General features: G+C 67.4%; 12 protein-coding genes and 1 tRNA gene. 10 read left to right on the plus strand and 3 right to left on the minus strand.

What is annotated here, in order from left to right; genetic code table 11:
- Positions 1-26: 26 nt before the first annotated feature.
- From SLINC_RS12250 to SLINC_RS12280, 7 genes are all read left to right on the plus strand, one after another.
- Entirely contained in the window at positions 27-515 is a 489-nt protein-coding gene (locus SLINC_RS12250) for a PaaI family thioesterase (protein WP_067430752.1), read from the plus strand.
- A gap of 92 nt (positions 516-607) precedes the next feature.
- The gene (locus SLINC_RS12255; protein ID WP_067430754.1) at positions 608-1,285 is read left to right on the plus strand and encodes a hypothetical protein; all 678 of its coding nucleotides are present in this window, start codon (positions 608-610) and stop codon (positions 1,283-1,285) included.
- 227 nt (positions 1,286-1,512) lie between these two features.
- Positions 1,513-2,745, plus strand: coding sequence for a branched-chain amino acid ABC transporter substrate-binding protein (locus SLINC_RS12260; protein WP_067430756.1), 1,233 nt, complete (start codon positions 1,513-1,515; stop codon positions 2,743-2,745).
- Positions 2,746-2,902: 157 nt separating this feature from the next.
- Entirely contained in the window at positions 2,903-3,832 is a 930-nt protein-coding gene (locus tag SLINC_RS12265; RefSeq protein WP_067430759.1) for a branched-chain amino acid ABC transporter permease, read from the plus strand.
- A gap of 4 nt (positions 3,833-3,836) precedes the next feature.
- On the plus strand, positions 3,837-5,645 hold the full coding sequence (locus tag SLINC_RS12270) for a branched-chain amino acid ABC transporter permease (RefSeq protein ID WP_067430761.1): 1,809 nt from the start codon (positions 3,837-3,839) through the stop codon (positions 5,643-5,645).
- Between the two features lie 5 nt (positions 5,646-5,650).
- On the plus strand, positions 5,651-6,508 hold the full coding sequence (locus SLINC_RS12275; protein WP_067445256.1) for an ABC transporter ATP-binding protein: 858 nt from the start codon (positions 5,651-5,653) through the stop codon (positions 6,506-6,508).
- Positions 6,505-7,221, plus strand: coding sequence for an ABC transporter ATP-binding protein (locus tag SLINC_RS12280; RefSeq protein ID WP_067430763.1), 717 nt, complete (start codon positions 6,505-6,507; stop codon positions 7,219-7,221). Before SLINC_RS12275 ends, SLINC_RS12280 begins: the two co-directional genes overlap by 4 nt.
- Positions 7,222-7,298: 77 nt before the next feature.
- Here SLINC_RS12280 and SLINC_RS12285 read toward each other — a convergent pair whose 3' ends face one another.
- Entirely contained in the window at positions 7,299-7,952 is a 654-nt protein-coding gene (locus tag SLINC_RS12285) for an ANTAR domain-containing response regulator (protein WP_067430765.1), read from the minus strand.
- A 103-nt stretch (positions 7,953-8,055) separates the two neighbouring features.
- Between SLINC_RS12285 and SLINC_RS12290 the strand changes: the two genes are divergently transcribed.
- Together SLINC_RS12290 and SLINC_RS12295 are read left to right on the plus strand one after the other, a co-directional pair.
- Positions 8,056-8,138, plus strand: a tRNA-Leu gene (locus SLINC_RS12290).
- An 81-nt stretch (positions 8,139-8,219) separates the two neighbouring features.
- A complete protein-coding gene (locus tag SLINC_RS12295) occupies positions 8,220-9,008 on the plus strand; it encodes a hypothetical protein (RefSeq protein WP_067430768.1) in 789 nt (262 codons plus the stop codon).
- Positions 9,009-9,017: 9 nt separating this feature from the next.
- On the opposite strand, the gene pyk is transcribed toward SLINC_RS12295, so the two are convergent.
- Together pyk and SLINC_RS12305 are read right to left on the minus strand one after the other, a co-directional pair.
- Positions 9,018-10,445 carry a pyruvate kinase gene (gene pyk / locus SLINC_RS12300; RefSeq protein WP_067430772.1) on the minus strand — a complete coding sequence of 476 codons (1,428 nt, stop codon included), beginning with the start codon at positions 10,443-10,445 and terminating at the stop codon, positions 9,018-9,020.
- A gap of 119 nt (positions 10,446-10,564) precedes the next feature.
- A complete protein-coding gene (locus SLINC_RS12305; RefSeq protein WP_067430776.1) occupies positions 10,565-11,290 on the minus strand; it encodes an SIMPL domain-containing protein in 726 nt (241 codons plus the stop codon).
- A 138-nt stretch (positions 11,291-11,428) separates the two neighbouring features.
- On the opposite strand from SLINC_RS12305, the gene SLINC_RS12310 reads away from it, so the two are divergent.
- The gene (locus SLINC_RS12310; RefSeq protein ID WP_067430778.1) at positions 11,429-13,234 is read left to right on the plus strand and encodes a bifunctional metallophosphatase/5'-nucleotidase; all 1,806 of its coding nucleotides are present in this window, start codon (positions 11,429-11,431) and stop codon (positions 13,232-13,234) included.
- Positions 13,235-13,267: the final 33 nt, after the last annotated feature.

Here is a 13,267-nt window from a genome sequence, read left to right on the forward strand (position 1 = left end):
GATCACGACGAACGGAGTCGGGCCCCATGGGCGAGCAGCAGCATGTGACGTTCCCGCAGGAGGTCATCGCCGAGTACGCCGCACTCGGCGTGGACCTCCAGGCACTGTTCTCGGCAGGGCACCTCGGGACGCGGATGGGGGTGCAGATCGTCGAGGCGTCCGCGGAGCGCGTGGTCGGGACGATGCCGGTGGAAGGCAACACCCAGCCGTACGGGCTGCTGCACGGCGGCGCGTCGGCGGTGCTGGCGGAGACGCTCGGATCCGTCGGGTCGATGCTGCACGGAGGCAGCTCGAAGATCGCGGTCGGCGTGGACCTGAACTGCACCCATCACCGAGGGGCACGGTCGGGCCTGGTCACCGGAGTGGCGACGCCGGTACACCGGGGACGCTCCACGGCGACGTACGAGGTCGTCATCAGCGACGAGGAAGGACGGCGGGTGTGCACCGCCCGGCTCACCTGCCTGCTGCGGGACGCCAATCCCGGCGACGGCGCCCGGATGATTTCCGCCGGATGACCGCGCGGGCCGGTCGCCCCGACTTACGGCCACGACCGGCCACAGCCAGGCGAACCGGGTAGCGGGTACCGTCGTTCCATGAGGCCGCTCCCATGACCGGCATCGGCCCCGTCGAGCCCGTCAACTCGGCGGAGACCGGCGAGAGTTACGACGTGATCGGCGCCGACGCGCCACGGCTCACGGACCGGCTCGCCCAGCGGTGGCACGGACTGCCGCGACGGGCCAGGCAGGGCGTCCTCGCGGCAACGGCCGCCGCCGCTACGGCGATCGGCGCCCTGGTCCTCGCACCCGACAGCAACCCCGCCCCACCTCTCCCACCCCGTCCCGTCCCCTGGCCCGCCAACGTCACCACCTGGCACTACGCGGGACTCGCCGCACCCCTCAACTCCGCGAAAACCAGCGGGCGGTATCGTTTCGCCGTAACCGTCGACAGCGGCCCGCCCGTGACCCTGACGGTCACCGGCGCCGCCTTCCCCGGGCTCCGGGCCCGGGCCGTACCCGAATCCGCCTTCACCGTCCGCGCCGGAACGACCCGCCGCATCACCGTCGAGATATCCGTATCCGACTGCTCCGGCCTCCCCCTGAATGCGGACCTTTCTCTTCTCGACGTAACGCTGCGTAACACACGCGCAATACAGCGACACAGTTTCATCTTCGGCCGCGCCCACTCCAGGGATCTTTCCGCGCTCTTGAACAACGTCTGCGGGCCTCCACCCGCGGCGCCGGGCCCGCGGCCAACCGGAAGTGCGGGTTCTCAGCATGCGGACTGAGAGCACCCCCACTAAAACGGCCGAGAGCCCCCTTTACCGAGGCTTGCCCTCCACCACGTCATAACAAGAAAGTCACAAGCCCGCGCACAGCGATGCCCAGCACTACAAACCGGGCTTAGAGTCACGGCCAGTCACCGCTCCATCGGGAGTTCGGTACCAGCGCGGCACCCGCCGTCCCCCACAAGGGGTGACAGTGCCTGCGGAAAGGACTGATTGTGCGACGTTCCTTGGTGATACTTAGCTCCGTTCTCGCGACCGGCGCTCTGACGCTCACCGCCTGCGGCTCCCGAGACGACAACGGCGGCGGCGACAGTGGCGACAACGGTGGCGGCACCACGCTGACCATCGGCGTCGACGCCCCGTACACGGGCGAGAACTCCACCACCGGCCTCGGGATCCGCTACGGCGCCCAGATCGCCGTCGACGACGCCAACAAGAACAAACTCGTTCCCGGCGTCACCTTCAAGATCAAGGCCCTGGACGACAAGGCGCAGCCCGCCACCGGCCAGTCCAACGCCACCGCCATCACCGGCGACAAGACGGCCGTCGGCGCCGTCGGCCCGCTGAACTCCGGCGTCGCCCAGACCATGCAGCAGGTCTTCGCCTCGGCCAACATGGTCCAGATCTCCCCGGCCAACACCAACCCCCAGCTGACCCAGGGCAAGAACTGGCAGACGGCCAAGGAGCGGCCGTACAAGACGTACTTCCGCACCGCCACCACCGACGAGCTCCAGGGCAGCTTCGCCGCCGGCTACGCCTTCAACGACCTCAAGAAGAAGAAGGTCTTCGTAGTCGACGACAAGCAGACCTACGGCGCCGGCCTGGCGAAGATCTTCAGCGACCAGTTCAAGAAGCTCGGCGGCCAGGTCGTCCAGACCGACCACGTCAACACCGGCACCAAGGACTTCGGCTCCCTGGTCACCAAGATCAAGAACTCCGGCGCCGACCTGCTCTACTACGGCGGCCAGTACGACGAGTCCTCCCTGCTCACCAAGCAGATGAAGGACGCCAACGTCAAGATCCCGCTGTTCGGTGGTGACGGCATGTACGCCTCCACCTACATCTCCGCCGCCGGCGCCTCCGCCGAGGGCGACCTCGTCACCGCGATCGGTGTCCCCGCCGACACCCTCCCGGCCGCCAAGGACTTCATCGCCACCTACAAGTCCAAGGGCTACAAGGGTGACTACGGCGCCTACGGTGCCTACGCCTACGACGCCACCACCGCCATCATCAAGGCCGTGAAGGCCGCCGTGGACGCCAACGACGGCAAGGTCCCCAGCGACATCAACGCCCTGCGCTCCTCCGTCGTCGACGGCGTCCAGAAGTCCGACTTCGAGGGCCTCACCGGCAAGGTCTCCTTCGACCAGTACGGCGACACCACCAACAAGCAGCTGACCGTCTACCAGGTCGAAAAGGGCAAGTGGAAGGCAGTCGACACCGGCACCGCCGACCTCGGCTGACCCCAGGACCCCACAGCACACCGCTCACGGGCCGCGCGGAAGGAGGACCCCGACCGCGCGGCCCGTTTCCACACCCGGACTTCCGCACACCAGTGCACCCCAGACCCTGCACGCCACCAGTGCACACGACCACCACCAGCGACATGGAGGCCACGCGGTGAACACCCTGCCGCAGCAGCTGGCCAACGGGCTGCTCCTAGGCTCGATGTACGGGCTGATCGCCATCGGCTACACGATGGTGTACGGCATCGTCCAGCTCATCAACTTCGCGCACGGCGAGATCTTCATGACCGGGGCCTTCGGCGCCCTGACGGTCTACTTCTACATCCTGCCCGACGGCACCACGATGGCCCTGGCCATCCCGCTGATGCTGATCGGCGGCGCCCTCGTCGCCATCCTCATCGCCGTCGGAGCGGAACGGTTCGCCTACCGCCCGCTGCGCGGAGCACCACGGCTAGCCCCCCTCATCACCGCGATCGGCCTCTCCCTGGCCCTCCAGGAAGTCGTCCGCAACTTCTACCCCGGCGCCGACCGCACCCGCGCCTTCCCCGGCCTGGACACCACCCGCGACATCGGCTCCGTCACCATCAAGGACGCCGACATCTTCCTCGTCGTGGCCGCCGTCGTCTGCATGGCCACCCTGGCCTTCTTCGTCCGCAAGTCCCGCACCGGCCGCGCCATGCAGGCCACCGCCCAGGACCCGGACACCGCCCAGCTCATGGGCATCGACACCAACCGCATCATCGTCATCGCCTTCGCCATCGGCGGCTTCTTCGCCGCCGTCGCCGCCGTCGCCTACGGCCTCAAATACGGCAACGTCGACTACCGCATGGGCTTCCTCATGGGGCTGAAGGCCTTCACCGCGGCCGTGCTGGGCGGGATCGGCAACATCTACGGCGCCATGCTCGGCGGCCTCGTCCTGGGCGTCGCCGAGACCCTCGCCTCCGCCTACATCGACGGCATCCCCGGCATGCAGCAGCTCGGCGGCCAGGGCTGGTCCGACGTGTGGGCCTTCGTCCTGCTCATCCTCGTGCTGCTCCTCAGGCCACAGGGCCTGCTCGGCGAACGCGTAGCGGACAGGGCGTGATCACATGACCGAGACCAAGAACACCACCCCCTCGGCCGGGAACGCCCCCGCCCCCGGGGCCCGCGGCCTCCTCCCGCTCCCGGTCGCGGCGGCCCGCGCACTCCTCCTCGCCGGAGGCATCGCCACCGCCGCGTCCACGTTCCTCGCCTGGACCTGGACCTCCGCGTTCCCCGGTGACCTCACCGTCACCGGCTACCCCGGCGGCCTCCAGTGGCTCACCTTCACCGCCGGCATCATCACCACCCTGTTCGCCCTGGCCTCCTACGGCATCCGCGGCCTCGGCTGGCTCATCCCCGCCCGCAACAACGCGCCGCTCTTCCTGAGCGCCCTCGGCGGCTTCGGCGTCACCTGGTACACCGTCCTCGCGATCAGCGTCGACCTCGGCGGCCTCGCCAACCTCGAACCCGGCGGCTTCATCGCCGCCATCGCCTCCCTGCTCCCCGTCCTCGGCGCCCTCTCCCTCCCGGAGAAGACCACCGGCGGCACCAAAGAGCACTTCAAGGCCTACATCACCAAGGCCGAACAGATCCCCGCCCCCCAGGACCTCGCGCCCTGGATCGAGCGGGCCGTCATCACCGTCGTCACGATCATCGGTCTGGGTGTCTTCACCTACGGCATCGACACCGAGTACGGCGAGCTGTTCATCGGCTACCTGTTCGTAGTCGTGTTCTCGATCTGGGCCCTGCACACCGCGGGCCTGCTGGACCGCTTCTCCCGGCTGGTCGCCCACCACCGCAGCTTCACCCTCGCCATGGGCTTCGCCGCCGCGATCGCCTTCCCCTTCACCCAGACCGACGACCACTACGCCAACATCGGCGTCAACATCCTCATCTTCGGCACCGTCGCCCTCGGCCTCAACATCGTCGTCGGCCTCGCCGGACTCCTCGACCTCGGCTACGTCGCCTTCCTCGGCGTCGGCGCCTACACCGCCGCCCTGGTCTCCGGCTCCGAATTCTCCACCTTCTCCGGCGTCCACTTCCCCTTCTGGGCCGCCGCCCTCACCGGCGCCGCCGCCTCCCTGGTCTTCGGCATCCTCATCGGCGCCCCCACCCTGCGCCTGCGCGGCGACTACCTCGCCATCGTCACCCTCGGCTTCGGCGAGATCTTCCGCATCGCCGTCAACAACATGGACGGCGACTCCGGACCCGACATCACCAACGGACCCAACGGCATCCCCGCCATCCCCGACCTCAAACTCCTCGGCTTCGACCTCGGCCAGCCCCACGACATCGCCGGCTTCACCCTGGGCCGCTTCGCCAACTACTACCTCCTCATGGTCCTGATCATGGCCATCGTCGTCCTGGTCTACACCCGCGCCGCCGACTCCCGCATCGGCCGCTCCTGGATCGCCATCCGCGAAGACGAAACCGCCGCCACCGCCATGGGCATCAACGGCTTCCGCGTCAAACTCATCGCCTTCGCCCTCGGCGCCGCCCTGGCGGGCCTGGCCGGAACCGTCTCCGCCCACGTCACCTACAGCGTCGTGCCCACCCCGTACCAGTTCGCCGGGTCCACCCCGCCCAACTCCGCCTTCCTGCTCGCGGCAGTGGTCCTGGGCGGCATGGGCACGGTCGCCGGACCCATCCTGGGCGCCGCCCTGCTCTACCTGCTGCCCGAGAAGCTCGTCTTCCTCCAGGACAAATCGCTGCTCGCGTTCGGCATCGCGCTGATCCTCCTGATGCGCTTCCGCCCCGAAGGCATCATCGCCAACCGCCGCCGCCAGCTCGAATTCCACGAGACCGGCCAACTCGACGTACCAGATCAGACGACGCTCACCGACACACCCGGGACCGTCACCAAGGCGGGGGCGTGACCACCATGACCACACCTGTACTCGAAGCCCGCAACGTGACCATGCGCTTCGGCGGTCTCACCGCCGTCCGCTCGGTCGACTTCACCGTCAACGCCGGCGAGATCGTCGGACTGATCGGCCCCAACGGCGCCGGCAAGACCACCTTCTTCAACTGCCTGACCGGCCTCTACGTCCCCACCGAAGGCACGGTCTCCTACAAAGGCACCGTCCTGCCGCCCAAGCCGCACCTGGTCACCAAGGCCGGCATCGCCCGCACCTTCCAGAACATCCGCCTGTTCGCCAACATGACGGTCCTGGAAAACGTCCTCGTCGGCCGCCACACCCGCACCAAGGAAGGTCTGTGGTCCGCCCTGCTGCGCGGCCCCGGCTTCAAGAAGGCGGAAAAGGCCAGCGAGGAAAGGGCCATGGAACTCCTGGAGTTCATCGGCCTCGCCGCCAAGCGGGATCACCTCGCGAGGAACCTGCCCTACGGTGAGCAGCGCAAGCTGGAGATCGCCCGCGCGCTGGCGAGCGAGCCGGGCCTGCTGCTGCTGGACGAACCGACGGCCGGCATGAACCCGCAGGAAACCCGCGCGACCGAGGAACTCGTCTTCGCCATCCGCGACAAGGGCATCGCCGTCCTGCTCATCGAGCACGACATGCGCTTCGTGTTCAACCTCAGCGACCGCGTCGCCGTCCTGGTCCAGGGCGAAAAACTCGTCGAGGGCACCTCCGAGGTCGTCCAGGCCGACGAACGCGTCATCGCCGCCTACCTCGGCGAACCCTTCGAGGGCGACCCCGGCCAGGCGGAGGCCGCCGAAGTCGCGGCCGCCGAAGCCGCCGCCGAAGCGCCCAGCACGACCAGCAAGGGAGAAGCCCAGTGACCGCACTCCTCGAAGTCGAGGACCTGAGGGTCTCCTACGGCAAGATCGAAGCCGTCAAGGGCATCTCCTTCAGCGTCGAAGCCGGCCAGGTCGTCACCCTCATCGGCACCAACGGCGCCGGCAAGACCACCACGCTCAGGACCCTGTCCGGTCTGCTGAAGCCCGCCTCCGGCAAGATCATGTTCGACGGGAAGCCCCTCAACGGCATCCCCGCCCACAAGATCGTCTCCTTCGGCCTGGCCCACTCCCCCGAAGGCCGGCACATCTTCCCCCGCCTGACGATCTTCGAGAACCTCCAGCTCGGAGCGTTCCTGAGGAAGGACAAGGAGGGGATCGAGAAGGACATCCAGCGCGCCTACGACCTCTTCCCCATCCTGGGCGAACGCCGCAGCCAGGCCGCCGGCACCCTCTCCGGCGGCGAACAGCAGATGCTCGCCATGGGCCGGGCCCTGATGTCCCAGCCGAAGCTGCTCATGCTGGACGAGCCCTCCATGGGCCTCTCCCCCATCATGATGCAGAAGATCATGGCGACCATCGTCGAGCTGAAGTCCCAGGGCACCACGATCCTGCTGGTCGAGCAGAACGCCCAGGCGGCGCTCTCCCTCGCCGACCAGGGACACGTCATGGAAGTCGGCAACATCGTGTTGTCCGGCACCGGACAGGACCTGCTGCACGACGAGTCGGTACGCAAGGCCTACCTCGGCGAGGACTGACGTACCCGGAGATACGACGAGGCCCGCGCCCCCTCCACGGGGACGCGGGCCTCGCTCATGCTCGGGGGCCGGGCGGGTCAGCCCTTGTTCTTCTTCTCGTCCGCGTCCTGGATGACGGCCTCCGCCACCTGCTGCATCGACATCCGACGGTCCATCGACGTCTTCTGGATCCAGCGGAACGCGGCGGGCTCACTCAGGCCGTACTCCGTCTGAAGGATCGACTTCGCGCGGTCCACCAGCTTGCGGGTCTCCAAGCGCTGCGTGAGGTCCGCGACCTCGTTCTCCAGCTCCCTCAGTTCCGTGAACCGCGAGACCGCCATCTCGATCGCCGGCACCACGTCACTCTTGCTGAACGGCTTCACGAGATACGCCATCGCACCGGCGTCCCTCGCCCGCTCGACCAGATCGCGCTGCGAGAACGCGGTGAGCATCAGCACCGGGGCGATCCGGTCCTCGGCGATCTTCTCGGCCGCGGAGATGCCGTCCAGCTTCGGCATCTTCACGTCCAGGATCACCAGGTCAGGCTTGTGCTCACGGGCCAACTCCACGGCCTGCTCACCATCGCCCGCCTCACCTACGACGGTGTAGCCCTCCTCCTCCAGCATCTCTTTGAGGTCGAGGCGGATCAGTGCCTCGTCCTCGGCGATGACGACACGGGTCGTCAGCGGAGGCACGTGCGACTTGTCGTCGTCGGGCGCGTCTACGGGCTGGGGCGACTCGGGGGCGGTCACGGGGGCTCCTTGTTACGGGCCGGGCGGTACAGCTGCTTATGCAGCCTACCTAGAGGCGGGGACCTGCGGTGACCCGGTACACTTCCCGACAGCCCACCAGCTTGCCCGGTTGGAGGAACTGGTCAGACTCGCGGTGCTCAAACCACCGTGCCTTAGGGCATGTGGGTTCGAATCCCACACCGGGCACTTAAGAAGCGGATGCTCACGTTCTCGTGAACATCCGCTTTTTGCTGCACGCAGTCGCGATCACTCACTCAGAGTAGCCGTATGAACTTTCACGGCACTGAGGTTCGACACAAAGCGCTCACGCTCTTGCGCGGCGGCACAAGAAACGCGGAAGTCGCACGGCGACTTAACGTGCCACTCGGCACGGTCGGCTACTGGAAGCACATGGACCGAGCGAAACGCGGCGAGTGTCCAGGAACGCGGGATCCCAAATGCCCCCGATGCGACGGGCGCAAGCTCGATGACCCCGCCTACAGCTATCTGCTGGGTCTCTACCTCGGCGACGGCCACATCAGCCACTACTCCGAGCACCGAGTGCCCAACCTAATGATCACCTGCACCCAGTCATGGCCCGGCCTGATGGACGATTGCGAGCAGGCCATGCGCGCGGTCTTCCCCAACAACTCGGTCTGCCGCGTGCGCAGGACGGGGTGCAGCAACGTAAAGGTCTACTCGAAGCACCTGCACTGCCTCTTCCCCCAACACGGGCCCGGCAAGAAGCACGAGCGGACGATCGCCCTGGACCCGTGGCAACAGGAGATCGTCGACACGCACCCCTGGGAGTTCATCCGTGGGCTCATCCACTCCGACGGGTGCCGCATCACCAACTGGACCACCCGCCTCGTCGCCGGTGAGCGCAAGCGCTACGAATACCCCAGGTACTTCTTCGCCAACAAGTCGGACGACATCAGGAAGCTCTTCACCGACACCCTCGACAAGGTCGGTGTCGAGTGGACCATGCTCGCTCGCGGCTGCGACCCGTTCAACGTCTCGATCGCCCGGAAAGCCTCCGTAGCCCTCATGGACATCCACGTGGGCCCCAAACACTGACCCCCTACTTCACTCCTCCTCCCCGATGTGATGCACCCGGACCAGGTTCGTCGACCCGGAGACCCCGGGCGGCGAGCCGGCCGTGATGACGACCACGTCGCCCTTCTGGCAGCGGCCGTACTTCAACAACAACTCGTCCACCTGGTCGACCATCGCGTCGGTGGAGTCGACGTGCGGGCCGAGGAAGGTCTCGACGCCCCACGTCAGGTTCAGTTGGGAGCGAGTCGCCGGTTCCGGGGTGAAGGCCAACAACGGGATGGGTGACCGGTACCGCGAGAGTCGGCGGGCGGTGTCGCCGGACTGGGTGAAGGCGACGAGGAACTTGGCTTGGAGGAAGTCGCCCATTTCTGCCGCCGCTCGGGCCACGGCGCCGCCCTGTGTGCGGGGCTTGTTGCTTTCGGTCAGTGGGGGCAGGCCCTTGGCGAGGAGGTCTTCCTCCGCCGCTTCGACGATCTTGGCCATCGTCCGGACCGTCTCGATGGCGTGCTTGCCGACGCTGGTCTCGCCGGACAGCATCACCGCGTCCGTGCCGTCGATGACCGCGTTGGCGACGTCCGAGGCTTCCGCTCGCGTGGGACGGGAGTTGTCGATCATCGAGTCCAGCATCTGCGTGGCGACGATGACCGGCTTGGCGTTGCGCTTCGCCAGCTTGATCGCTCGCTTCTGGACGATGGGGACCTGTTCCAGGGGCATCTCGACGCCGAGGTCGCCCCGCGCGACCATGATGCCGTCGAAGGCGGCGACGATGTCCTCGATGGCGTCGACGGCCTGGGGTTTCTCGACCTTGGCGATGACCGGGAGGCGGCGTCCCGTCTCGTCCATGATGCGGTGGACGGCGTCGATGTCGCGGCCGGAGCGGACGAAGGACAGGGCGATGATGTCGCAGCCTGTGCGCAGAGCCCAGCGGAGGTCTTCTTCGTCCTTGGTGGAGAGAGCCGGGACCGATACGGCGACGCCCGGAAGGTTCAGGCCCTTGTGGTCGGAGACCATGCCTCCCTCCACGACCGTGGTGTGGACGTGGGGGCCGTCGACCGAGGCGACCTCCAGGCAGACTTTGCCGTCGTCCACGAGGATGCGTTCGCCGGGGATCACATCACCCGCGAGACCGGGGTATGTCGTGCCGCACTGTCGGCCGTCGCCCTCTACGCCCTCCTCCACGCTGATGGTGAAGGTGTCCCCGCGTTCGAGGAGTACGGGGCCTTCGGTGAAGTGGCCGAGGCGGATCTTCGGGCCTTGGAGGTCGGCGAGGATGCCGATGCTGCGGCCGGTTTCGTCGGAGGCCTTGCGGACGTGGTGGTAGCGCTCTTCGTGTTCGGCGTGGGTGCCGTGGCTGAGGTTGAGGCGGGCTACGTCCATGCCGGCGTCGACGAGGGCTTTGATCTGGTCGTATGTGTGGGTGGCGGGGCCCAGGGTGCAGACGATTTTTGCTCGGCGCATGGTGTGACCCTAGGCCTTACCGATGGGTAGGGATTTGGTGGAGCGTGACTGCTCAACAACCTTTGAATGAAGGGTTGTTGACAAGGGTTGAAGTGTGCGCCGGGGTGCTCGGACGAGCGTCAGAGCCGGGGTGGGGCCATGGTGAAGCGGGCGTTGACCTGGGCGTGGACGCGTTGGCGTTGGGGTTCGAGGTCGAGGGGTGCGGCGGCGGTGGTTTCGGCGGCGGCGGCCTGGGAGCGCATGCGGCCGCTGGGGGCGGCGGGGTAGGCGGGTGGGGCGGCTTCGGCGCCGATGTCGGCGAGTTCGACGAGGGCTGCCAGGGTGGTGTCGAGGGCTTCGGCGTATTCGCGGGCGCGTTGGACGGCTTCGCGGACTGCTTGTTGTCGGGCGCGCCGGTGGGCGGGTGAGTCGGGGCGCAGGGCCCACCAGGGTCCGTCGACGTGGGTGAGGTCGGTGTCGGCGAGGCGGGTGGTGAGTTCACCGAGGGCGGTGAAGTCGGTGAGTTCGGCGGTGATGTGGACGCGGCCGTGGTAGGCGTGGACGCGTTCGCCGCGGCCTTCTTTGAGTTGGGGGGTGATGGAGAAGGCGCCGGTTTCGAGGCGTTCGACGGCTTCGCCGTAGGACTTGAGGAGGTCGAGGGCGGCGGTGTTGCGGCGGGTGAGGTCGTCGAGGGCGGCGCGGCGGTCTTTGCCTCGGGAGGCGATGGTGAGGCGGATGCGGGCGATCTCGGGGTCGACTTCGAGGTGGGCTTCGCCGCGGACGGCGATGCGGGGGGCTTCGGGGGTGCCGTAGGGGACGGCGGGGCCGTGGTCGTCGGCGGGGGTGGTGGCCGGTGGGATGGTCATACGCCCCACTCTGTCACCGCTTACCTGCTTACGGCCCTTGCCGGTCATCAGATCGAAACCTGGCGGGTCTGTTCTGGGGCGGCATGTCCGGGTCAGAATCTACGCGCGTTGTTGACCATTCCCCGAGGAGTACGTGACATGCCGTTGAATCGCCGCAGGTTTCTGAAGAAGTCCGCCGTGACCGGGGCGGGGGTGGCGATGGCGAGTGCTGTGGCGGCTCCGGCGGCGCAGGCCGCGGAGGCGGGGAAGGGGCATCGGCCGGCGAAGCGGTATTCCCTGACGGTGATGGGGACGACCGACCTGCACGGCAACGTCTTCAACTGGGACTACTTCAAGGACGCGGAGTTCTCGGACGCCAAGGGCAACGCGAAGGGTCTGGCGCGGGTCTCGACGCTGGTGGATCAGGTCCGCCGGGAGAAGGGCCGCCGCAACACGATGCTGATCGACGCGGGTGACACCATTCAGGGCACCCCGCTGACGTACTACTACGCGAAGGTCGATCCGATCACCGCGCCGGGTGGTCCGGTGCATCCGATGGCCGCGGCGATGAACGCGATCGGGTATGACGCGGTGGCGCTCGGGAACCACGAGTTCAACTACGGCATCGAGACTCTGCGCAAGTTCGAGGAGCAGTGTGACTTCCCGCTGCTCGGGGCGAACGCGCTGGACGCGAAGACGCTGAGGCCGGCGTTCCCGCCGTACTTCATGAAGACGTTCCATGTGAAGGGCGCGCCGCCGGTGAAGGTGGCGGTGCTGGGGCTGACGAATCCGGGGATCGCGATCTGGGACAAGGCGTATGTGCAGGGCAAGCTGACGTTCCCGGGGCTGGAGGAGCAGGCGGCGAAGTGGGTGCCGAGGCTGCGGTCGATGGGTGCGGACGTGGTGGTGGTGTCGGCGCACTCGGGTTCGTCGGGGACTTCTTCGTACGGTGATCAGTTGCCGTACATCGAGAACTCGGCCGGGTTGGTGGCGCAGCAGGTGCCGGGGATCGACGCGATCCTGGTGGGGCATGCGCACACGGAGATCGCGGAGTTGCTGGTCACGAACGAGAAGACCGGGAAGACGGTCGTGCTGTCGGAGCCGCTGTGCTTCGCCCAGCGGCTCAGCCTGTTCGACTTCGAGCTGGTCTTCGCCAAGGGTCGCTGGTCGGTGGAGTCGGTGAAGGCGACCGTGCGTGACTCCAAGACGGTGGCCGACGACCCGAAGATCACCAAGTTGCTGAAGGACGACCACGACATCGTGGTGGCGTACGTCAACCAGGTGGTCGGTACGGCGACGGAGAAGCTGACGACGGTCGAGGCGCGCTACCAGGACGCTCCGATCATCGATCTGATCACCAAGGTGCAGGAGGATGTCGTCAAGGCGGCGCTGGCCGGGACCGAGCACGCTTCGCTGCCGGTGATCGCCCAGGCCTCCCCGTTCTCGCGGACGTCGGAGATCCCGGCCGGCGAGGTCACGATCCGGGACCTGTCCGGTCTGTATGTGTTCGACAACACGCTGGTCGCGAAGCTGATGACGGGTGCGCAGCTGAAGGCGTATCTGGAGTATTCGGCGGAGTACTTCGTGCAGACGGCGGCGGGTGCGGCGGTCGATGTGGAGAAGCTGACGAACGCGGGTGGCCGTCCGGACTACAACTACGACTATGTGTCGGGGTTGTCGTACGAGATCGACATCGCGCAGCCGGCGGGGTCGCGGATCAGGAATGTGACGTATGAGGGTGCCGCGCTGGACGACACGCAGAAGTTCGTGTTCGCGGTGAACAACTACCGGGCGAACGGTGGTGGGGCGTTCCCGCATGTCGCTTCGGCCCCCGAGCTGTGGTCGGAGTCGACGGAGATCCGGACGCGGATCGCGGAGTGGGTGACCGCGAAGGGTGTGCTGGATCCGAAGGACTTCGCGTCGGTGGGCTGGAAGCTGACGCGGAACGGTACGCCGGTCTTCTAGGGGACGTGGGGCGTTGGGTGAGGGCAGGACGGG

This window comes from Streptomyces lincolnensis (assembly GCF_001685355.1).
In the GTDB taxonomy this organism is placed as follows: domain Bacteria; phylum Actinomycetota; class Actinomycetes; order Streptomycetales; family Streptomycetaceae; genus Streptomyces; species Streptomyces lincolnensis.